This is a genomic window from Sphingomonas sp., assembly GCF_035944535.1.
In the GTDB taxonomy this organism is placed as follows: Bacteria; Pseudomonadota; Alphaproteobacteria; order Sphingomonadales; family Sphingomonadaceae; genus Sphingomonas_B.
The window spans coordinates 115,762-138,695 of record NZ_DASZBC010000005.1; the positions used below are offsets into that span (position 1 = coordinate 115,762).

At 64.0% G+C, this 22,934-nt stretch carries 16 protein-coding genes; 9 read left to right on the forward strand and 7 right to left on the reverse strand.

Going from position 1 to position 22,934, the window contains the following annotated elements; genetic code table 11:
• Positions 1 to 509: 509 nt before the first annotated feature.
• The 6 genes from VGT77_RS04185 to VGT77_RS04210 are packed head-to-tail and all read left to right on the forward strand — an operon-like array spanning position 510 to position 10,085.
• Complete coding sequence (locus VGT77_RS04185; protein ID WP_327459869.1) at positions 510 to 1,730, forward strand: cysteine desulfurase family protein; 1,221 nt, start codon at positions 510 to 512, stop codon at positions 1,728 to 1,730.
• A complete protein-coding gene (locus VGT77_RS04190) occupies positions 1,727 to 2,623 on the forward strand; it encodes a DUF4007 family protein (RefSeq protein WP_327459871.1) in 897 nt (298 codons plus the stop codon). Before VGT77_RS04185 ends, VGT77_RS04190 begins: the two co-directional genes overlap by 4 nt.
• On the forward strand, positions 2,620 to 5,793 hold the full coding sequence (locus VGT77_RS04195) for a hypothetical protein (protein WP_327459873.1): 3,174 nt from the start codon (positions 2,620 to 2,622) through the stop codon (positions 5,791 to 5,793). Before VGT77_RS04190 ends, VGT77_RS04195 begins: the two co-directional genes overlap by 4 nt.
• Complete coding sequence (locus VGT77_RS04200; RefSeq protein ID WP_327459875.1) at positions 5,790 to 6,614, forward strand: phosphoadenosine phosphosulfate reductase family protein; 825 nt, start codon at positions 5,790 to 5,792, stop codon at positions 6,612 to 6,614. Before VGT77_RS04195 ends, VGT77_RS04200 begins: the two co-directional genes overlap by 4 nt.
• On the forward strand, positions 6,611 to 8,449 hold the full coding sequence (locus tag VGT77_RS04205) for a hypothetical protein (RefSeq protein ID WP_327459877.1): 1,839 nt from the start codon (positions 6,611 to 6,613) through the stop codon (positions 8,447 to 8,449). Before VGT77_RS04200 ends, VGT77_RS04205 begins: the two co-directional genes overlap by 4 nt.
• Position 8,450: 1 nt before the next feature.
• A complete protein-coding gene (locus VGT77_RS04210) occupies positions 8,451 to 10,085 on the forward strand; it encodes a hypothetical protein (RefSeq protein WP_327459879.1) in 1,635 nt (544 codons plus the stop codon).
• A gap of 601 nt (positions 10,086 to 10,686) precedes the next feature.
• On the opposite strand, the gene VGT77_RS04215 is transcribed toward VGT77_RS04210, so the two are convergent.
• Positions 10,687 to 10,884 carry a hypothetical protein gene (locus VGT77_RS04215; protein WP_327459881.1) on the reverse strand — a complete coding sequence of 66 codons (198 nt, stop codon included), beginning with the start codon at positions 10,882 to 10,884 and terminating at the stop codon, positions 10,687 to 10,689.
• 285 nt (positions 10,885 to 11,169) lie between these two features.
• Here VGT77_RS04215 and VGT77_RS04220 point away from each other — a divergent pair, with 285 nt between their 5' ends.
• From VGT77_RS04220 to VGT77_RS04230, 3 genes are all read left to right on the forward strand, one after another.
• A complete protein-coding gene (locus VGT77_RS04220) occupies positions 11,170 to 15,414 on the forward strand; it encodes an FtsK/SpoIIIE domain-containing protein (protein WP_327459883.1) in 4,245 nt (1,414 codons plus the stop codon).
• Between the two features lie 76 nt (positions 15,415 to 15,490).
• Positions 15,491 to 15,883 carry a hypothetical protein gene (locus tag VGT77_RS04225; protein WP_327459885.1) on the forward strand — a complete coding sequence of 131 codons (393 nt, stop codon included), beginning with the start codon at positions 15,491 to 15,493 and terminating at the stop codon, positions 15,881 to 15,883.
• Between the two features lie 8 nt (positions 15,884 to 15,891).
• The gene (locus tag VGT77_RS04230; protein ID WP_327459887.1) at positions 15,892 to 17,289 is read left to right on the forward strand and encodes a DNA phosphorothioation-associated putative methyltransferase; all 1,398 of its coding nucleotides are present in this window, start codon (positions 15,892 to 15,894) and stop codon (positions 17,287 to 17,289) included.
• 52 nt (positions 17,290 to 17,341) lie between these two features.
• Here VGT77_RS04230 and VGT77_RS04235 read toward each other — a convergent pair whose 3' ends face one another.
• From VGT77_RS04235 to VGT77_RS04260, 6 genes are all read right to left on the reverse strand, one after another.
• Positions 17,342 to 18,973, reverse strand: a complete 1,632-nt coding sequence (locus VGT77_RS04235; RefSeq protein ID WP_327459889.1) for a hypothetical protein — start codon at positions 18,971 to 18,973, stop codon at positions 17,342 to 17,344.
• Positions 18,974 to 18,975: 2 nt separating this feature from the next.
• Complete coding sequence (locus VGT77_RS04240; protein WP_327459891.1) at positions 18,976 to 19,689, reverse strand: hypothetical protein; 714 nt, start codon at positions 19,687 to 19,689, stop codon at positions 18,976 to 18,978.
• Positions 19,690 to 20,985: 1,296 nt separating this feature from the next.
• Entirely contained in the window at positions 20,986 to 21,798 is an 813-nt protein-coding gene (locus VGT77_RS04245) for a HesA/MoeB/ThiF family protein (RefSeq protein WP_327459893.1), read from the reverse strand.
• A complete protein-coding gene (locus tag VGT77_RS04250; protein WP_327459895.1) occupies positions 21,795 to 22,301 on the reverse strand; it encodes a hypothetical protein in 507 nt (168 codons plus the stop codon). Before VGT77_RS04250 ends, VGT77_RS04245 begins: the two co-directional genes overlap by 4 nt.
• Complete coding sequence (locus VGT77_RS04255; RefSeq protein WP_327459897.1) at positions 22,298 to 22,627, reverse strand: hypothetical protein; 330 nt, start codon at positions 22,625 to 22,627, stop codon at positions 22,298 to 22,300. Before VGT77_RS04255 ends, VGT77_RS04250 begins: the two co-directional genes overlap by 4 nt.
• Entirely contained in the window at positions 22,624 to 22,908 is a 285-nt protein-coding gene (locus VGT77_RS04260; protein WP_327459899.1) for a multiubiquitin domain-containing protein, read from the reverse strand. Before VGT77_RS04260 ends, VGT77_RS04255 begins: the two co-directional genes overlap by 4 nt.
• Positions 22,909 to 22,934 lie beyond the last annotated feature (26 nt).

Consider the following 22,934-nt stretch of genomic DNA (forward strand, 5'->3'; position numbering starts at 1 on the left):
GATGGCCATGAACAATTTTCCGCAGCCGAGCGGACTGCTTCATCTCAGCGAACATGCGCTACGGAACGGAGGTGCCAACAAGCCTCGACATACGTCACCTTTAGGAATCGCGATACTGTTTGACCCGCAATGGTCCTGCCCAGACTGCGAGAACCGAGCTCATCCGGGTGGTCGCACCTTTGCCGAAGTCGGAACAAGGTTTGCAGCGCCGTGGACCAGAATGCCCAGGCGAACCAAGCCGCCAGGTCGTTGCAGACCAGATGTAGGGCGTTCAATCAACGCCCGAAGAGCCTTCAGTTGTTGTCATGGCGCTGGAGAACTCGGCCCGATCACGCCCGGAAGATTCTTGGCGCGCACGAGGACAGCCCTAAGGCCGAAGTCGCGTTGATTGAGTTCCTCATTTGTTCTAGGCTGAAGGGCCAGATCCAAACCCGTTATAGGGGCATGGCGAGCTTGGCGTAGGCAGGAAGTCGATCCTATAAGGCATCCACCCCGGGGGTTCAAAGCGTATGTGGGACGGCAATTTAGCGGAGAGCCAGGTTGGCGTCGCGGCTCAACGCGGAGATGATGGCGGTTCGACACGTCGGTCGGTCAATCTGGACGCAAACGCCAACGCTCCCATCACCTTTGAGGTCGAGCGGGCGATTTTGACAGCACTCCGGGACGGGGCGAATCCATCCAGCGATCACGCCAGGGGTGCCGCCGCAAGGCGCATCCTGGTACAAGCCAGGGACGCGGTGGTCTCTTTGGCGGAGGGCGTCTTCGAGGACGGCGTGATCTTCACCTCCGGCTGCACCGAAGCGAACAACATGGTGCTGAACTCAGCCCGCACGATGGGCGCGACGCTTATCACCACGGTTGTCGAGCATCCCTCCGTCCTTGCACCCGCGGAAGCGCTGCGGTCCGAGGGGGGGTGCGTCCGATCCTTGGCAGTCTCGCCCGACGGGTTGATTGACGTCCGAGACGTCGAACGGCTCGTGAGTACCATCGACGGACCGATTATTATATCAGTTCAGACGGCGAACAGCGAGACCGGTGTCATTCAGCCGATCGCCGACATCGCCGCTCTGTGTGAGACGCGGCCAGACACTCTGTTCCACACCGATGCGGCTCAGGCGGCAGGTAAGCTCCCAATCAAGCTCGATCCAGAGTGTGGTCCGCACGCCGTCAGCATTTCCGGCCACAAGCTGCACGGGCCAATGGGCGTGGGGGCGCTGCTGCTCGCCGATGGTGAAGCGCGGATACGGCCCCTGATCCGGGGAGGTGAACAGGAGTCGGGAAGACGCGCCGGAACCGAGCCACTGTCCATGATCGCCGGAATGGGTGCCGCCTGCGCCCTAAGAGCAGCAAACTTCCAGAGCGACGTCGAGAGAATGAAGGCCTTGAGAGACCGGCTCGAGCACGGCATTACCAAAGTCGTACCGAATGCCAAGGTCAATGGGATTGGCGCGCCGCGGCTCCCAAACACGAGCAGCATTCGCTTCAGCGGCCTGGACGGAATGGCACTCGTAGCCGCTCTCGATGCAGAAGGGATCATGGTCTCCCAAGGATCAGCGTGCTCCAGCATGCGCCCTACCCCTTCGCACGTGCTGACCGCCATGGGCCTCTCCGAAGCCGATGCGTTCTCGACGGTTCGCTTCTCCGTGTCTCGCCTCAACTCACCAGAAGAGATCGATGCCGCCGTGGGCATAGTGGCCAAGGTGTGCCGAACCCTGGCTGCGTTCAAATGACCAAGCTCATCCGCTTTCAGTATGGGGGGCATGCGACATTCCCCGTCCGCTACGGCTGGCTACCCAAGGCGATCGAACGACTTGTCCGGGACAGCGGCTTCGTCGCGAACACCGATACGGCGGACGAACTTGGCATCGGCTCGAAGATGGTCGAGTCCCTAAGTTACTGGCTCGACGTCACCGGTCTGAGCGCACCCCGCGACACAAGCCGCACATCCGGAGGCGCAAGTCAGCTTGCTTGGACTATCTACCGGAACGACCCGTTCTTCGAATACCCCGGGACGTGGTGGTTCCTCCACCTGACAATGGCGCGGCGGGAGGGAACGGTCTGGTCCTGGTTCTACAACGACTACTCGGACCGCATCTTCGACCGCCTGGCCTGCACGGATGCCTTCCTCCAGCATACTCGCGCCCATGCGGTCAGACCGGCGTCTCCGGCGGCCGCGCAGCGGGACGTGGCCTGCCTGCTTAGCGCCTACTCCGCGCGCCCCGGGGTCGACGTTGTCGATCCCGACGACGTGGGGGCCTGTCCGCTCAGGGAACTGGGACTCGTTGTCCGGCACGACGCGGTGAGCCGCTTCGAGCGGGTTCGCAATCCGCACGCCATGCCGCTTGAGGCGTTCCTCGCCTCAGCCTCCCTTCTGGCGGCCGATCTGGGGAAGTCGTCCATTTCGCTGCGGGAGATGGCATCGGCCCGCATGGGACCGGGACGGATCCTCTGCCTCGGCCTCGACGCGATCGAGGAGCTGGTCGGCAGGATCGGACGGCGACGGTGGATGGAAGGGATTGCAGTCGAGACCCTGGCAGGCGAGCGTCACCTCGTCCTCCCCAAGCGCGACGCCCGCGCCTGGCTCGAGGAGCTCTATGGACGCATCACGAAGGTGGCTGCATGATCGAGGACAGCTTCTTCCGCTCGATGAGCCTTACCGAAGACCTCGGCGAGCCCCTCCGCTTTGCCCACTACCAGCCCACCCGTCGCGCCACCCCGGTTCTCGCCGCTGTCATGCAGGCCGGCAAGGCCACCATGGTCATCGCCCCCTACGGTAGCGGCAAGAGCCTGGCTGCCGGAGTGGCCGCCTTGGCCGTCCGGAACCAGCCTCAGGATCGCGAGGTGGTCGGCCGGATCATCCCGTCCATCGACGAAGTCGACCCAGAGCTCGGCCGCGAGCTGCGGGAGCGCTCGGAATCGTCCGACAAGGGTGCCGTGGTCGCCCTCTCCGGCTACGTCGCCGACCCTCTGGCCGCCATCACGGAGTCACTTGGGACGACCCGAGTCCCGCGTACGGTCGAGGGTCTCGGAAAGGCCCTGAGAGACGGTGGTTGGGACCACGTCGCCATCATCTGGGACGAGTTCGGGCGACATCTCGAGGGGCTCGTCAGCGAGGGACGGCCAGACGAGCTCGACGTCTTGCAGAGGCTGGCGGAGCGCTGTGCGCGGGCTTCAGGCCCAACCATGAGCCTGACCCTGCTGCTGCACCAGAACCTCCTTTCGTACGCCTCGCGTCTCAACGAGACGACACGCAGCGAGTGGAAGAAGGTCGAGGGCCGCTTCACAGTCGTCAGGATGATCGAGGACAGCCAGGAGATCTACCAGCTCGTCGGCCAAGTCGTGGCAGGACTTCGTCCGGCGGCTCCGAAAGAGAAGGTGCCCTCGGAGGTGGTCAGGCGCGTCCGCGAGGCGCGATGGCTGGACGGCGTGGAGGAACAGCGGCGGGTGGAGCAGGTGCTGGCCGACGCCCGCCCCCTCACCGCAGGAGCCCTTCAGGTCCTCCCGACGCTGGTGGCGCGGGTCGGCCAGAACGAGCGGAGCCTCTTCACCTTCCTGCGCGAGGTCGACCTGAGCCACACCATAGGCATCGAGGAGGTCTATACAGCCTTCGCCGACGCGCTCCGGAGCGACGTGGGGATCGGCGGAGCGTACCGGCGGTGGCTGGAGACCGAAAGCGCCAGATCCCGCGCGAAGGACACCCTCCAGCGCGAGCTCCTGGCAGCCGCCTGCCTGCTTCAGCTTGGAAGCAGCGGAGAGCGTTGCCGCCTTCCGCGCTCGGTGCTGGAATTATCGGTTCTTCGGCCCGGGATCAGCGACCGCACCGTCACAGCCGCTGTAGACGCCCTGCTGGACGCGAATCTTCTCCTCTGGCGCCGCCACAACGACGACGTCGCCGTGTGGCACGGCGCCGACATTGACGTTGCCCTGCGCGTGAAAGAAGAGCGTGAGCGACAGGCCATTGGCTTCGACCTGCGGCGGTTCCTTGATGACCGGTTTCCTGCTCCAAACCTGCGGGCGTCAGGCCACAACGCCCGCTTGGGCGTGAACCGCTTCTTTTCCGGCAGCTACGTCACTGCGGCGGAACTCGACAGGGGAGCACCCGAGCCGATCGAGCCGCAGGTGAACTATGTCCTGGCCCGCACCCGGATCGACATCGAGGCCGCCCGAGGCGCGGCAGAGCTTGCCGCACAAAGGGGGCGCATCATCGTCGTCCCGACGCGGCCACTCGAAGTGGAGAGCGCCGCGATTGAACTGGTCGCGCTCGAGGCGCTCAAGGCGGATCGGGACTTCGTCGCCTCCGACCCCATGGTAACTACCGAGCTTGACGAACTGCAGTCAGTTGCGTTCGAGCAACTCGCGACCCTGCTCCGCTCGCTTCTCGATCCCCGCGGCCTTACGGCGGAATGGTGGGCGGAAGGCAGGCGCCTCCCAGTATCGGGCGATCGTCCCGCATCAATGGCGGCGTCGGCGTTGCTGGACAGCTGGTACCGCCTGACCCCCGGCATTGCCAACGAACAGTTGATGCGGGACCGCGCCTCGCGGACGATGCAGACAGCGCGCGTTCGCGTCGTGGGCGCCCTGCTCGAGCATCACGATCGGGAACGGCTCGGCTACGATGCCGGGGAGCGAAGCGCCGAAAGCTCGATCTACCGCACCGTGCTGGAGCGGACCGGGCTCCATCGGAGTGGCGGAGCTGGTGGCTGGAGGATCGCGGATCCGGACGAGATCGAGGATGAGGGTCTCCGGGAGGCCTGGTCCGAGATCGCGTGGTTCTTCCGTTCGCCGACCACATCCCGAGGCAAGCCTCTGTCGCAGCTGGTGGAGAAGCTCTCCTCACCCCCACACGGTGTGCCGAAGGCGGTGCTGCCGATACTCATCGCGGCCGGGTACAAGCGGTTCGCCCGCACGGTGGCGCTCTACAAAGAGGGCGTCTACCTGCCCGACCTGCTCGGGTTCCAGTTCGACCAGCTGATCACCATGCCAGAAGGCATCGCTGTGCGGGTCGAGCAGCCGGACCTCAAGCTCATAAACTACCTGCGGGAGCTCAGCTACGCCTTCACGCACGAGCATCCGAGCGTTGACTCCGAGCTGTTCCGAACCGCCCACGACTCGATCATCCGGTGGCGAGCCGGTGTGCCGGACGGTTCCAAACGGACGCAGAAGCTAGACGCCGCCGCAAAGGCCCTGCTGCGCGCGATCGACGGCGAGAAGGACCCGGTCGACCTGTTTCTCGTGGCGATCCCACGCGCATTCGGGACGGTCGGGGCTGACAGCTCGATCATCGCCGCGCTCGAGCGAACCCGGATACAGATTGACGGGCTAGCAGACGAATTTGCCGTCGAGGCGATGACGACGGTTGAAGAGGCGTTCCGAGCTCACGGCGCCGCAAGCGGTCTCCTCGACGCCGTCAGGAATTGGGCCCGCTGCTTCGACTTGCGCGCGATGGACGCCCGTGGGGATCTGCGCATCAGCGACAAGGCAGTTCTCCGCAAGGCGGTGGAGACGGCCAATGGCCGCTTCTCGCCCAAGTCGTTCGCGGCATCGCTGAGCTCGATCCTGCTGCAGCGTGGGCTCGACAGGTGGGACGACCGGACCGCCGTCCATTTCCGCGCCGCCCTTCGAGAGACGCGCGAGCGCCTCGAGACTGCCGCCCTAGACACAGCGCAACCAGGCGAGGAGCTGAGGCCCATCATCAGCGCTCGCCTGACAGAGCTGCAGGCACTCCTTGAGCAAATCGATGCTGCTTCGGAGAATTCGACCTCCGGGATGAAGAACTGCGGAGGGGGTCTTTGAGCATAAGTGCCGTTCACATCGACGAGGCCCTTGGTGACACCGAGGCCCGCCACATCGTGCCAGTGTCCGGGGGCAAGGACTCATCGGCCCTCGCCGTGTACCTCCGGCAACGCAACCCCGAGGTGCGGTTCGAATACGTGTTCTCAGACACGGGGGTCGAGCTGCCTGAGACCTATGACTATCTCGACCGCCTCGAGAACGTCCTCGGCATCGAGATCCATCGGGTCTCCGCCATGGATCTGTTCGATGTCGCCGAGAAGCCTGGGCGCACTGCGTTCGACGTGGCGCTCTACGAGCACTTCGCGGGATTCCTCCCCAGCCCGAGGGCCCGCTGGTGCACCCGGGTGATGAAGATCGCGCCGTTCGAGCGCTTCGTCGGAGCCGACCGTGCCTATTCCTACATCGGCATCCGGGCGGACGAGAACCGATCCGGATATCTCGGCACCGGAACAGCTGGCGCGAAGCCCGTCGTCATATCGGAACGGCCAAACATCACCCCCGTCTACCCATACCGGGACGACGCGATCGATCTGGCCGAGGTGGGCCACATCCTGGAAAGCGCCGGTCTGGGCTTGCCGGAATACTACGAATGGCGGAGCCGATCGGGCTGCTACTTCTGCTTCTACCAGCAGATCGGCGAGTGGCAGGGGCTGCGCGACCGACACCCTGAGCTGTTCGAAAGGGCCAAGCGCTACGAGACTATGAAGCGGGGGCGCCAGTACACATGGGTCGACGGGAGGTCGCTAGAGGATGTCGAGCGAATGCCGCGGCGAGGGATCCGGGCCAAGGATGAGGACGGCTGCGCGATATGCCACCTGTGAGCAACGACAACCGCCTGATCGACTTCCTCGCCAGCTACGGCCCGGTCGCCACGTCGGACAGCCTGTCCGACGAGCACGTGCGCCAGGCACAGGCGGCGTTCGGGATGGCGAGCATCGAGACGGCAGCACCTCACCTCGAGGACGTCCGCTCAGAGCTGATCGGCCTGCCGGGTCGGAACGTAATCCTCACCGGGACCGCTGGCGACGGCAAGACCTACCACATCCGCAGGCTGATAGAGACCGAGTTTGCAGGCCAGCTCCAGGCATGGCCTGGTGACGAGTACGTGTTCGACCTTACGCTGCCGGATGGACGGCAGCTGCGGGTCATTCGCGACCTGAGTGAGATCTCCGACAGCAGGAAAGCGGCAGAGCTCGCGTCCTTCGCCGCGTGTCTTCTTGGAGAACGGAAGGACCGGCTCTACCTGGCGGCGGCCAACGACGGTCAGCTGCTGAAGTACTTCCGCGACGCGGCCGGTCAGGGCGGACCGGAGGCGGACCGCTACCGCGATCTCCATCGCCGCGTCACGGAGATGCTCCGCGCCGAAGCGGAGACCAGCGACGGACTTTCCCTGCGCCTGATCAACCTGAGCCGCACCTGGAGCGAGGCCACGGTCGACGCCATCTTCGACGCCGTCCTCAAGCATCCGGATTGGGATCACGCCTGCGCAGGATGCCCGTCCCTGTCTGAGCCGAACCCCTGCCCCATCCGGCTAAACCGAGAGCTGCTCCTAGACGGCGAACGCCCCTCTCCCTTCCGCTCTCGCCTCCGGCAGGCGCTGAGACTGGCAGCCTCGAACGACCAGCACGTTCCCGTCCGGCAGCTCCTGACGCTGGTCGTCAACATCATCCTTGGTGACTCGAAGGAGCCAAATCGGCCGCTGCTGGACTGCTCGACCGCCAAGCGAAGAGCCTCGCGGCGCGAGTACACCTTCACGAACCCCTACAACAATGCGGCTGGCCTCAACCTGCGGGACGACCGTCGGCGCGCCAATCGGGTGTTCAGCGTGTTCGAGGTTCTCGGCACCGGTCTGGAGACCAACAACCTCATCGACTCGATGCTGGTGCAGCGCGAGCCTGAGGACCTCCACGACCTCTTGTTCGCCAGCGAGCCGCTCTACGGCGCCGACCTGTTCGACCCACTCCGGCGGGACTACCTGGGCGGCGGCGGCGGCGATCCCGCTGTCAGGAACTTCCGGCGCGGACTGGAGGCGCAGCGGAGGCGCGCATTCTTCCGACTGCCCGAACATCCGCAGCGTGAGCAGGCGTCGCCCTGGAGGCTGACGATCTTCCATCACGGCGGCGAGTACCTAGAGTTGCTCGACGCGCTCGAAAGCAAGCGGCGCGACGTGACCGACCGATACACCAAGCAACTCGTCCGTGGCCTCAATCGTGCCCTCACAGGCATGATGGCCGCCGACGAGGACCGTTTGTGGCTGGCCGGAACGATCGGCAAGACCGATGACCCCGCCGGGCGAGTAAGCATCGTCGACGCAGTCGACCGCACTTCTGCGACAAGCCTGTCGCTCAAGCTGGCGCTAGACCCGGTCACCCGCCGGCCGGCCTTCGGGATCTCGCCTCCCGCATTCTTCACACACGCGAAGAATATGCCGCAGCTGGACCTCCGCCCCCTCCTGTTTGAGTACCTCATGCGGGTGGCGAACGGCAGCCTGCCGGCCAGCTTCTCCCGGCAATGCCATCAGGAGATCAGGCACTACGCCCTGGTTGCCGTGGCCGCCGTGCGAAGCCTCGTGGAAAGGGAGCCGGGACCGGAGGTCGTGCGCATGCTCGCACTCGGCACCCACGGCGAAATTCAGGCCAGCCGGATCGAGATCTAGCATGCCCAGCAGAAATCAGTCCCTGCACCTCGTCCCTGGCGCAATCCGCGTTCCCGAAACGCAGAACCTCAGCAGCGTAAGGCTCTGGGTCGAATACTCGATCTGGGGCCTGCTTTTCTATCACGATCAGTCGCCGTGGCTGACAGTCGTCGAATGCCTCCACATCTGCTTCGACCGTAAGCAGCGGGGCGAGCCGGTCTTCACGCTTGAAGCCCCGAGCGACTGCATGGAGCATGAAGTCGTCAACTATCGGCTCCGCCTCAACAACCGGCTGCGCCATCTGATCTTCCGGGACCGGGAAGTCGTGAAGATCGCCTCCGGACAGTCGGTCGACGACCGCACGCGCTGGCGCACATGGTTCGACACGGTGGCGCGGGACTACGAGGGGCTGGAGCTCGGCTACCTGAAGGATCAGTTCGATAGCTTCGGTGAGATGGCCCGTTCGGTGGAACTGCTGCGCACGGCTCAGATCGAGGCCCATTCAGCGAAGCGATGGACGTCCAAGCACCTGCTGCCGCTGGGTCCGAACATGCTATTCGCGGACGTGGACGCCGATAACTCGCTCGATCGCAAGTTCATGCGCCGCACGGGCGAGATGCTCTATCTCATGCTCAATCGATCCGCCGGCCGACAGAAGTTGGCAAGTCTAATCGACGCGCGCCTGCTGAGTTCCCAGGGGCCTTGGAACCGACTGGCCCGCAGGCTTGCAGGTGAGGACGAGCAATCGATCGGTGACACTCATATCGGCTATCTCCCACTCTGGACGCATCCGATATACGACCGCCTCGCTGAGGACTGGATCGCACTCCTCTCGCTGAAGAACATCCCGGTCGAGAATGTCCTGGATCCGCTCGAGCGGCTAAGCGGCCTTTTCCAGATCCTGTACATTCTGGACCGAGCGCAGGACGTGGTCGGCGATGGAGTGTCCCTTCCCCCGTTCTTCCTAGACATGGTCGGTGCCCCCGGGACCAATCCCATCCGGAAGCTCTCCGCCAACCAATTCAAGCGTCACCGATCCTTGCCTACGGACGCCGTCGGCGCCTTCATCGAAGCCTTCGCCGCATCGGACGAGTGGAAGGCCGTCATGGCGAGCGCCGCGGGTGGCAAGGAGGCCGCCGACCTGCTTTCGGAAAGGTTCATGTGGCGGCCGAAGCTCTCGTCCAATCCCGATCGGACACCTTCGCCAGACGAACAGCTCGCGGAGATGAGCAATCAGGCACAGAAGAGCAAAGGGCATTCGATCACCTCGACGATCTCCAACCACGCCAAGCACGTGGGCGTGCTCCGTGCCCAGCGAAGATCGGGCACCTGGTATTCGCCCAACGACGCTTTCCTGGAAGCGCTCGTCCTCGCCAACGTGACCTCGCCGATGGTATTCAGCGACTTCCTCAACCGATTGATGGTCCGCTACAACATCGTCATCGGGCCTGAGGAGGTCCGTAGCGCCTTCAACATAATGACCGGGGCGCTGCCCGCGCCGCTCGCCGACCTGAAGGAAAACGAGCGGCGGCTGGAAGAGCGCCTGCGGATACTCGGCTTCCTCGACCGCAAGTCCGACGACTGCGCATTCGTCATCAACCCCTTCTACGAGGCGGCTCCAGCCTCGGCCGGAGCCGAAGACTTTGTCGACGCTTGACCTCATAGGGCGCGTGGCGGCCCGCCGCCTGCGCGACGTACGCGATGGAGCGAAGGGGCGTGCGTTCTACTGCATGGTAGGGCTGGACGCAGAGGTGACCAGCGCCATCGCGAAGCGAGTCGCCGTGGATGGCGCCGCCGCGGGCGACGTCCAGGTCTTTGTCCACCCGAAGCTGGTCGTCGGCGATGTATCCCCCGCCTCCGAGTCAGACCAGACGGCGCCATGGCACCGGAACCATGCCACACCCGGGATCCGCCTGACTGTCTGCACGGTCCCGCCCGACATGGTGAAGGCGACCGAGCCAACATTGGCGCACAGCTCCAAGATCGACGAGGAGTGGCTGCTACAGGAGCCGGAGGTCTGGGCGGACGAGGGATTGGAGAACAGCTCGGACGATATACGACGTGCCTTCGCAAGAACCCTGCGAGGTATGCTGGACGCATGCGTTGTCCATGACGCGGGCACGGTCGCGGAGTTCGTCAGCTGCGTCGGCCGCGGCATCATCGACGGAGGCTACACGCCTGAAAGGGCGATCAGGGCTGCGATGCCTACGCTGAGGCTCCCACGCGACGGAGGCGACCCAAGGATGAAGGTGACGGAGTCACCGGAAACGGCGGCGCGCTTCTTCCGGAAGGCCGTCGAGGACGCGCAGCCCGCCCTTTATCTCCGAACGAAGGACGGCGATCCGCTCAACCGGGGCGAACTTCGGAAACGCCTGGAGTCGATGCGAGCGGAGGGCCTGCTTCCGCAGGAAGTAGGCGATGCGCTGACCGCCCTCGTCAACGACCGCGGCGTGCATGACGGTCAGTGGACCCAGAGCCAGCAGGCAGTGGCGGAACTTGGGTGGGACCGAATTGAACCGTTCTTCAGCGACACCAAGAGGAAGCCAAAGCAGTCGTTTGGTGAGGAGACCAAGGCGTTCTTCGACCGCCAGTACCCCGACACACTGAAGCCGACCGAGCAGGAGCTTCTCGCCGACCTGGCGAAGGACAGCCTAAAGCCCAGCGAGCTCGTCGACGACTTCTTCACCAAGCACCGCGCGCGGCTGCAGACCGAGCCCAGACTCTACAAGAGGTGGGAACGCATGGTGTTCCGCGCGCCGATCGAAACGCGCGATCTCGCCGAAGGCCTGCTGAGGCTGGCCCACCGCGCGTTTCCGGAGAATGAAGATGCCGAGGTCGAAGGCGTAGACAGGGTGCTGGTGGTGCGCCTGCGCGACTCGCAGAAGATGGACTTCTGGACCTCGGAGAAGAACACGCGCGTGCTGCGCTATCTGAGGGACCGATATCGCGGACTGCCGAAGCTGCTCGAACCACATACCGTGCTGGACTGGGGCAGATGCTGGACCGAGGAGTGGGAGAGCGGTCTTGAGGAGGAGAACGGCTCGACCGGGAAGGCGGCGACCGAGCTCGAGTTCGAGGCGTTCCTTGTCGCTCGGGACCAACTCGAGACCATCCTCGGCGACCGCTCGGTCAAGCCGCACGCCAATCGTGCCCAGATGGTCTGGAAGGCACCGGCCGAAGCGTTGGGCCTGTCCCTGCCGATCGACCTCCGTCACATCCGCCGAGAGGCGGCAGAGGAGCCGACACGGTTGGTGTCGGGCCGCATCCACCAGAACCGGGGCAGTCGCAGCGCAACCTCGACGACCGTGGACCTCGCGCAGCGGAGTTCCGTGACGGATGCGTTCGGTCAGAGCGACGGCCTGCTAGCGAACGTTGGCCGCGGCGATAACTGCATCGACGAGACCTTGCCAGCAGCCCTTCAGGCGATCGTCGACCAAGGGGTACTCACCTCAACCGCCGCCGACGAGATCAAGAGCGACTTCGATGCGTTCCTGGAACTCTACGGCAAGGCGATCAACGAACTCTTGCGGGGTGACGGGATCGGCGCACCGGCACTGCTCGAGCAGGCAGAGCTCTATGGGAAGCTGCTCGGGACCGTGATGCGGGTGGCGCCTGAGGAGGTCTGCATCCGCGACCTGCTCGTACCACTCACGTCCATCGGGGTCCTCGAGGTCGAGGGGGAGAGCCCTTCGGCCATCCTCACCGCATGGCACCCGCTTCGGCTTGCCGAGATCGCGGCGAAGGCCAGCCAGCTCGCACACTCGATCGCCGCTGTCGTGACCAGCGATGCGCAACAACGGGCGGGCGTCGAGGACTTCGTCAACGACCGCGTCTCGACGCTCGGCGGCACCTACTATGGCGACGTGGCAGTGATCAGCGGCATAGAGCCGCAACTCGTCGCCGAAACGCACGCGCTCGCGGACTACAGCCTGCTGGAGCCGATCTCAGGAGGCAACCAGCACGGCGTGACCGACGAGCCAGCCGATGCCGCTGTGGCAGCCTTCAACCGGGTGGCGAATGAGTACCTGAAGCTGCGCCCGCACGAGAAGGCCAATTTTTCAGTCGTCATCCTGAACGCCAATTCGGAGAACCTTCCGCTCGCGTTGGCGAACGGACTGTCGCGCCGCGTCGAGGATGATTCGGAGATCCGATGCGAGCTGGTTGTCACCGACGACGATCCCACTCGACTGCGACAGGTCTACGAACGGCAGAACCGGCGGATCAGCCAAGAGATAGACACGAGCCTCGCGAGCGAGGCGGCCCGGAACTTCCTGTCGCGGCTTCGGGTCGGGATCTTCAGTCCCGAAACACTCGCGAGTGAAGGTCTGAAGGGCAACGACGTGGTGCTGCTCCAGGACGTCATCGCGCGCAGCAGCAAGGTTCGATGGACCAAGGGGACCGCCGACAACGCGTCCTCGCCGATCGAGACGTTTGTCCCGACTGCGCGCTCCAAGCGCCGACCGTTCCGGCGGGGCAACACCACCTCGGCGCTATACCTCACTGCGCCGCGGCAGCCTGAACCCTGCCGGACCTATGTGGATGCGTTGCGCACAGTGAGCACGCGGGACGCCACGATCAACGCGGAGCCCTGGCTGCCAGTGCAGGAGGTCGAGTTCCAAGCAGGCGAGGTCAGCGAGATCCTCACCAAGGCACACGCGCTCGGGAACTGGGTCATGACCTTCGATCGGGTAGCCGATCGAAGGCTCATCGCCACCGATGAGCGACGGATCATCCGCTACTTCAGTGTGCCCGGCTCCACCCACAACGTCATCGTGTCTACCGAAATTACGGAGCAGAAGCTGGGGGACTGTATCGACGACGACCTGAACGTCCTGGTGCCTGGCCTAGTAAACGAAGAACTTGCCGCCTTGCGGCATCAACTGTTCATTCGAGCGGCGCAGCTCTCGGGCGGCGTGATCATGAGGGGAGCGCAATGGTCCAACTACTCCCATGAGCTGCTGGGCCTCGTGCTTGCGCAGCGTGAAGTCGACCGTCTGCTCCGCGTCGATCGCGTCAACCGCACAGCATGGTTCTTCCTCGACGACTATCGGGACTGGCTCGATCTCTCGGGCGAGATGGCCGACGTCCTCGCGATCGACTTCGCGATGAGCGCGAAGGGCCCCGAAATCCGAGTGGTAATCGCGGAAGCTAAGTACGTCGGCCAAGACGGCGTTTCGGAACAGCGCAAGCGCTCCGCCAGCCAGTTGGAGTCGACTTGGACGTCGTTGAACAGTCGCCTCCTCAGTGGCGACGCCAATCTCGATCCATCGATCTGGAGGCACCGACTGGCCGACATGGTGCTGGAGCACATGGAACCATTCGATCAAATCGGCGGCGTCAAACAGGATAAGTGGATCGAGGCTCTCCGCAGCGGAAGGTATCCGATCACGGTCGATGGCCACTCGTTTGTCTTCAGCCATGAACTCGACAGCGTCTACGAAGCCATGCCGGTCATCCCGGACCAGGCTAGGGCCCCGGGAGAGCGGCGCCGGCTTGCTCAATGGGTATTCTCGCGAGCTGAGACGGCTGCAGCGTTGCGTGAGATCGCCAACGACGCGCGGCCGCCGATGATCGCCATGCCGGCGGGTTGGGCGCAGCCCGCCAGCGCCGCCGTGCGGGGACAAGAGGAGACGCGCGGGGAAGCTCCCCCGCCGGAGAACCTGTCGGCAGAGAACGCCCAAGCGCCCGCTGAAGCCGCGCTGAGGGCCGATCCTGACGAGCTGACGGGGGAGGCGCAACGCGAGCCCTTTGAGGTGGAGCAGCAGGCCGACTGCGCCGGGGCGGCCGAGTTGATCGGCCCGTGGAGCATGCCGATCCTCAACGTGCTCAGGCGCCTCAGCCAAGCGGCCGATCAAGCGGAGGGAGAGGCGTGGCTGCAGGACAAGATAAACGCCTTGCGCAGTGCCCTCCAGACGGAGGGAATGGACGCTCCCGTCGTGGGTCAGCGACTGACGCCGAACACAGGACTTGTCTACGTCGGAGGACGCACGCTGACGGTCGCGTGGCTGGAGCGGAGGCGAACCGATCTGCTCACCCGATATGGTCTGGACATCGTCCGCATTACGCCGATGCCGGGCCAGATCGCGGTGGGCCTCAAACGCCCGTCACGATCCATCCTGCACCTGGCAGACGCCTGGCTGCGCCGTCAGTCCGAACCACGGGATGGACAGCCTACCTCCCCGCTGCTGGGCGAAAAGGAGGACGACGGTCGGCTCTGCTTCCTGCCTCTGGCGGGCGCCTATGCTGGACAGGAGCGCGCCGCACCTCACAGCCTCATCTCCGGGACGACGGGCAGCGGCAAGGGAATCCTGGTCACGAACCTCATCCTGGACCTGTGCGCGCTCAACGATCCTTCTGATCTCGAGCTGCATCTGATCGATCCCAAGCGGGGCGTGGACTATGCCTGGGCACGCCGGCTTCCACATCTCCACGGCGGCATCATTGACGATCAGGAGGAGGCGAAAGCGCTACTCACTCAACTGGTCGAGGACATGGACGTCCGATACGAGGCGATCGCGGCCGAGGGCTGCCGGAACATTGATCAGTACAATCGCAAGGTGCGCCCACAGGCGCGCATGCCGCGGGTCGTCATATTCTTCGACGAGGTCGCCAACTGGATGCAGGACGACGACTTCAAGAAGGTCGTCGACGGCCTGATCAACAAGATCGCTACCAAGTCCCGCGCGGCGGGCTTCCACCTCTTCATGATCTACCAGCGTGCTGACAATCAGGTGATGACAATGCAGTTGCGCACGAACCTGGGGAACAAGCTGATCCTCCGCCTTGGCGACGAGGGGAGCTCACGCATCGCACTCGGGGAGCCTGGGGCCGACCGTCTGCTTGGCAAGGGCCATCTCATCGCCAAGCTCGACACTGACGACAAGGTCTACCTCCAGGTACCATACATCGGGGACGAGGAGGTCGAGGATCTGGCGAATGCAGTCATCGCCACCTGGTCGGGGGCGATGCAGCGGGCTGCAGAGTAGAGAGATGGTAGGGAAGCGTGTGCGTGGCGCTCTCTACGTCCATGTATCCGCTCTGAACCTTCTGCCAGCCGAACAGGTGGAAAGCGTCGAACGCGCGACGAAACTCGCCCCCGCGGCTGCCTGGAACGTCGTGCGCATCGAAGAACACGTGGTGGGCCTCCTGGAGTATGAGGAGTTCGACGCGTCCGCCTTTCCGGCTCTGCTGTGCTCCGTCCGCGTAGATTTGCTGAGCGGCCGCGTGAGCCGAACAGACTATTCCGCCTCACGCAACCCCCTGATACTGCATCGGAAGGAGCTCCTAGTGGCTCCTTCCGATCAACGCGTACGGCGCTGGGCGGAGATCACCGCTGCCCTGGAGAACCGCGGTCTCTTCAAGGACAGCAATCGGATTGGCCGCCAAAGGCAATGGAAGGAGCGGCTTAAAAGCGCTGGGCTGGAGATCGCAGGAGACAAGGTGTGTCCGGCCTGACGAGCACAGTGCAGAGACATAAGACGGCGATGGTGCGGCACACCCTGTCGCAGCCCATGTCGCTTCTCGTCCGCCATGGGCTGGTAGGACCCGAGGCAACCGTCTTCGACTATGGTTGCGGGCAAGGCGACGATCTCCGCGCCTTGGCCGCCGCGGGTGTGACCGCGTCAGGATGGGACCCGCACTTCGCCCCGGACGTCCCCCAGGTCAGCGCTGACGTCGTCAACCTCGGATTCGTGCTCAACGTCATAGAAGATGCGGGCGAGCGACTGGAGGCGCTGAGGAACGCCTGGTCGCTCTCTCGGAAGCTGCTGGCGGTCTCGACGATGATCATCGGTCAGGTTCCGGTCGACGGCTTGCGCCCCTATGGTGACGGTTACCTCACCTCCCGTGGCACCTTCCAGAAGTACTTCCAACATGCAGAGCTCCGTGCAGTCGTCGCCCAGGTGACCGGCGTTGAACCGGTGGCGCTCGCACCCGGCATCTTCGTCGCCTTCCGCTGTCCCGAGGACGAACAGGATTTTCTACTGCAGCGCCGCCGCAGCCGTCGCTCCTCCACGGCAGGTTACCGCGTCGAGCGGCCGCGGCGGGCAGCCATTGCGCGACCGGAAGTTCACGAAAGGATCGCCACGGTCATTGAGGAGATGGCGGCCTTCGCTATGGACCGCGGCAGGTTACCCCATCCTGAGGAGTTGACGCCGACCGGCCATGAGAAGTTGAGCCACGAGCGCGTGTCCTTCACCCGGGCCTTGGAGCTCTGCCGAGAGGTTGCGATTGACGAGGAAGCCTTCTCCTCAGCGACTGCGGCACGTCGAGAGGATCTGCTGGTGCATCACGCACTCGGCATCCTCAACCGTACGCGATCAGCCTCACAGCCCAGTCCGGCCATCATCCGCGATGTCCGTGCGCATTTTGGCAGCCAGCGAGAACTCGGCGAGCAGGCGCTCGAATATCTGCACGCACTCGCCGATGCCAAGCGAACTGCTCAGGCGATGGAAGTTGCCGCCGAACTCGGAGTTGGCATCATCGACGAGGACGGGAGGCTCGTGGTGGACGCGGAGCGCATCGAGAGCATGCCCGGGGTGCTGCGGTGCTATATCGGCTGCGCCTTCCATCTCTCGGGAGAGATCGACGGTCCGTGCCTAGTCCGCCTGGATCCCCTACGGAAACGCTTGACCCTGTTTCCGCTAGAAGAGTGGGATCCGCCGTTCCCCGTGTCCACTAGGTCGGTGTCGATCGATCTGCGCAAGCAGGACGTGTACTTCCGGTTGAAGCTACGGCGCCTCGTGCGAAAGGCCGACATATTCGGCATGTCGCCCCGGTCGAAACAGCGCCAGCTGGAGCGTCAGCATCGGGAGCAGTCGGGTCTGGGCGAGAGGATCGTCCTGGAACACGTCGCCGGGTGACGAGGCTACGATCCTGGCTACGCGTGCGCCGAACGCTGCCCAACGAAGCAGGTCAGCCGGACAGATACTCCAATGCCGCAGCCATGACCACGTTCTTCATCTGACGAGAGCGCACAGGTCCGATGTACCGGGCGGCCTGAAAGTCCTGTTCGGTTGCGCTCAGCGCCTTCGCTATCGTGTCGACTCCCACCGAGCGCAGCGCCTGTCGCTGATGCGCGCTCAGGTCAAGATCGTCGACAGAGCGGGTCAGCAGCTCGCCGAGAGCGACCGACATGTCGGCTTCGACGTCCTTCCCGACCGATTCCGAGATTTCGGCGAACTCCCGCCTGCTCGCGCCGAACTCGGTGAAGCGCTTTATCGAGTTGTAGCGCCGCAGGTCGTGGATCACCTCGACCGGATTCGCCTCCTCGGCGACCAGGCAACCCACGTTTATCGAGTACCTGCTTCCTATCTGGCTTGCGGTGCCCTTGATGCCATCATCCACCTTGCTGAGGATTCCTGTGTAGGTGAGGAGCCGTAGAGCCTCCTTGGCCGCCTCTGGCGCATCCCGAGACACCCAGATCACGTTGCTTCGTTCCGAAGCTCCGCGCTCGCGCCAGCCGTCGTTCTTCTTCTTGGCCTCTGGGATGACGGCCGTTTCCACGAAGCGACGGCCCCAGTTGATCAGCGACTTGTGACCTGGGTACCTGCCCGACAGACCGCTATGCTCGGCCCAGACCTCGTTGCGGAAGAACTCCTTGATGACGCCGTTGATGGCACCCGTAGACATCCGGGACGCCTTAGCCACCGTTTTTAGCAGGATGCGAGGGTTGCCAGAGACTGCATAGGCGAGGGCCTTGAAGGTCTCTCCATTCTCATTGATGCGCGTCGCCAGTTCAGGCGAGGCCTGCCGAAGGACGATGTCGCGCATCTGCTCAAAGTAGGCTGGTGTGCCGATCTCCCTCGACAACTGCTCGACCCGTGCGTCGTGGGTGCCCTCGAAAGTGCTGCCGTAGGCGGTCACTCCCGGATAGACAGCGGCATTGCAGGTCATGCGCGGGGACCGAAGATCTCTGAAAAGGGTGAAGAACTGACGCTGCTGCTCCGGACGGAAGATATGGGCAGCTTCATCGAACAGGATGTTGAAGCGCTCTATGCCCAAATCGTCGCAGATGTCCTCGACGGCGTCGCGGAAGTCCTCGATCTCCGGAACCGCGGTGTCGTCGATCGCCTCTCTTGGTCGCTTGTAGGATTGCTCGAACGCCTCGGCGACCTCCTCAAGGCGGGTCCTCGCACCTTCACTCACTTGCGCCGTGCCACCGGTCAAAACGCTGAGGGCCCGCGAAGCTCCCAGCCCAAGCCCCTTCTTCTGAATGGTACGAACGATCTGGCCGGAAAGACGAGCAAGCATCCAGTGCACGAACTGGTTGGGCCGCCCTGTGTCGATCAGTGAGCTTTTCACGAAGCTCAAGTAGACTGGCAGCACCTTGTCGTTCGCGAAGACCTGAAGCTGCCGCTGCTCGCAAACCCGCAGCAGCAATGACTTGCCAGTGCCCCGGCTCCCTTCCAGTACTAGTGGCGTCTGCGAGGCAAGCAGTGTTATGAGAGCCTCGTCGCGCGGAGTTGGCACATACAAGGCGAGAGCGGCATCCGGGCGGAGATCCTCAGTTCGGATGATGAAGTCCGAGGCACCGTTTATCGTCACACTCACTCCGTTCGACCTCCGAAGAAGCTTCTCACCTCTACGATATCGCCGAGCACATCGACGAGCGCCGGCTCTAGGCGATGCCGCGCCGCCTCGTCGATGTCGCCGATGTAGCGCAGCATGAACGCGAAATGCGTTAACCGGCGCACGCTTCTGGCCTTCTCAAGCCACAGCCGCACGGAAGGCTCATGGAAGCAGATGGCCTCGGGAAGTGGTATCGCCACGGGCACGTTCCCGTGAATGCACTCCGACAGCTCGCTGTACGTCGTCTTTGCACTATCCCTCATCCGCGCCGCTGGCACCCTGAAGGTGGCGAAGAAAGCGTTGATCATGCGGTTGCCGAACACCCCATCGTCATCGACGACGCGGGCCCAGATTGTATGTCGGCCGCTGCCTAGCCACTCCTTCAACGCCAGCAGGTCAGTGGAAAGCAGAACACCTTGGAGGTGCAGCTCGAGCACGAGCCGAAGCCCTTTGAACGCATTGCGATACTGACCCTGCACCGCATTGAGCAGGGCTATGAGATACTCGCCGTGGGCTGTGTCAAACAGCACGACTTCTGGTTGGTCTGCTAGCGGCTCCCGCCAGGCCTCAAGCTCAGTGACAAAGGCGTAAGCCTCACCGATCTCCGCAGCCACTCCGCTTTCGAGCGTGGCGTGCACTGCTGCCGAGCTTGCCTCGTGAAGTCTCCCCAGGTTCGAAGCTGCTTCAGTCATTCGATCGTCACTCGCCCTCCAAGGCCTTAGGCTGGGTTACAGGACCTTCTCGGCGCCGATTGAAGTGTCGGAACCGACCTGTGGTCAGTCTTGCGAAGCGGTGGCGGGTCTAACCATTCCGCGATGCCCTTCGCTTGTCCGTGTGGCGGGAGTGCGGTGTCAACGAGAAATGGAGCCGAAATGAAAGTGTTGGCAAGCACCTGTCAAAAGAGGCAGTCAGAAGCCCGTCCAACCAGAATGCTCCCTTCGGGCCAGATAAGGCGGGCCTCGCAGCAAAGTAGCCTGTGGCTGGTCGTACCGCCCTCATTGGCCACGACATACTGGCATGGATCGCCAGCCGGTGAACGAGGCCCATTTCCTCAGCGCCGCATTGCGTCCCGCTGCCTTCAGCTTCTCAAATCCCAACCAGCAACACCCGAGCTCATGGCGGGCAGCGAAACGTGGGTCTGTTCCCCTCGCCCCGCTCACACCGGGCGCCGCTGGGTCCCCGAGCTCAGCGGATCAAGAGCGTTGGTGCGCAAAGCTGGCTCAGGACCGCTGCCCGGGATTATGATCCCGGAAGCAGCACTGGAGACAGACTGGCATCCCGACGACTCGTTCAGGCCTGGCCGCGACGCAGCAGAAATCGTCCTCAGTTCTGATTCCGTAGCAGGAGAGAGACACCGGACATGCCGCTCCCGCTGCAGGCATAGCGATGATAGGCAAGTCTAGGGGCGCGGCCGAGCCAGTCCACTCAAGTGCAGCGTACCCTCGAACCTCACTCAAGCCGCTGCGCGACACCACAGTTGAAGGCCTCTACCAGCAGCGCCCGGAAACGCTCCTTCGCCTGCTTGGACACCCGCTCCTGCCCGCGGCCGTGCTGGCCGCCGAGCGCCTTCTGCTCCCGAGGAAGCTCCTCCCCGCTTGCGAGAGCGCCTCCTGCTGCCTTTTGCTCACCGCTGCAGCGAGGCGGGTTCGAACACCTTTTACGATACTTGATGGCAGCTTAGCGCCCATTCTCGCCAAGCTATCGCGGAGCCTGAGCTTCCGCTCTGCGCCAATAGCAGCCATTGCGGCCCCGGCTCACGCTTCTTGTAAGCAGACCTTCAGCAAGCGTATCCGCTTTGGGAGCAGATGGTCGCAGGTTCGAATCCTGTCGCCCCGACCACCCATTTTGATGGCTTTTCCGGGCGGTGAGCGATTCCGCCGCCACGGTGAGGTCCGCCGTGTCATCACCATGCAATCACAGATATGCCGCGGCGCGCCGCCTGGCTCAGGTGCCGTTGCGGCGCGTCTGAAGCCGTTCCGGCGCCGGGTTCAGACGACCGTTAGGTCGAAAGCGAAGAACGGATCGCCCACGTCGCCGGCGTGGTAGTGCTTGCATGCCCGGCCAGCGACGGCGGCGAGCCGATTGCTAACGGTCACTGTATGGCGGTTGCCGTCATATTCCAGGTACGTGCTGCCGACCGGCTCGCTCCAGGGGCATACGAGGTTGATCGCCAGACCGACGGCCGTCGAGGCGAGGACGCCGTTTGGCCATACGACCTGGGGCTTGACGCCGGCGGCGCCGTAGAGACGCGCCTCCTCCTCGAGCTTCGCGTCGGTGATGAAGCCGTAGCAGCGCATGCAATGCTCTCCGGGCATGGAGAGGATGACCTGGCCGCTGATGACGTAGCTATTTTCCAGCTCATGGACGTCCATCCCGATATCGATGAGCGGGATGAGGAAGCGCCGGCAGAAGGCCTCGAGCTGCGCGCGCTCGCCATAGCCGTCGAGGCAGCCGAAGATTATGTGGCACGAGCGCAGCAGCTCGGCCTGCATCTGCCACTTGTCGGGGATCAGCACGATCTCCGCCTCCGGTAGGAGGCCTCGCACCAGGCGTTCGCTGATCTCCGTCTTTGCCCGTTCGTTGTGCACGTCGACAACGGTCGCCCCGATCAGGCGGTTGAGGTTCACGTCCTTGGCGATGTCTGGGTCGCAGATGACGGGATTCCCAACTCCGACATGGGCGAGCTGCTGGACGACATGGGACCCCCCGCCGCCGAGCCCGCAGACGCCGATCCGGAGCCGAGTCAGCCTCTCTTGGCTGCCCTCGCCGAGGAAGCTCTGCCGGCTGAACTGGTCCTTCATGATGGCCTCCTGAAAATGCGGAGCGGTGCTCCGACCTCGATGGCTTCATCGAGCAGCTGGGGCTGACGCCCTTTTGCGGGCCAGAGGAGACCGATGATTTCATCGTGGCTGAGGAGGATGGCGCCGTGCGGCAGGCCTCCTTGGACGTTAAAGAAGTCCGGCACGAACTTCGGATACTCGGTCAGGTCGACCCGGCTGAACCAAGGCGCGCCCGCGTGCTCGTGCATGTGAACGTGGAACATGCTGACGTTGCTGCGGTAGGCGACCTGCAGCGCCTTTCGAATGGCAGTCGGGCCGATCATGGCGCCAACCCGCCGGTCTCTCTCGTAATCGTCGTCAGCGACGGGGTGGTAATCGGCAGCGATGATGGAGACCGTTGATCCGGCGACTGCCGGCCGCGCGGAGATGAAGCCCACGCGTTCGGCGGCGAAGGGATGCGGACGTCGAAGATCGTGCCGGATTTTGCCGAGCAGCCCGGTGGTGATGCGGAAGGCGGTCTTCATGCCAAGGGCCTCAGTTGTTCGGCGAGGATCCGGGCCCACGGCTGCCCAGGCGAAACTCCGCGCCAGGAGATGGCGTGCCAGGTCCGGCCGAGGATTTGCTGGGTATACCAGGCTGCCCCGACGGGAAGCTGCTGCTCGAGGAAGAGGCGCGTCTCGTAGCCGCTATGCCCCTGAGGCGCGAGCAGGGCGTCGAGCTGGACCGTCCCTCCGCGGGAGACGAACCTGAGCTTCGGGAGGAACGCGAACGCCAAGCCTCCCTCGGTCAATGCCTGGGCTCCGGGACAAACGTCCCGGAGCTGCTCGATCTCGCCTTCAAACCCGCTCACGAGGAGCCCCCGCCGCGGCCATGGCTGACGAGGACGAGACCGTCCCGCAGCTTAACGATGTCGGTGTCGGCGAGCGGCTTGAAGGTGCCGTCCTCGTCCACCTCGTCCAGGACCTGGGAGGGGTCGATGCCGAGCAGGGCCTTGAGGTCGGCCGCCGTCATCTTGTCCTTCGGGACCTCGCGCTCGACGCCGTCGACCTTGATGGTGACGGTCTTCTTCTCGGGCGAACCCTTGGGCGGATCGGGCTTGTCGGGCTTGTTGGGCTTGTCTTCGAGCTTCATTGTCGCTGTCCTTCGTCCGAGGTCGA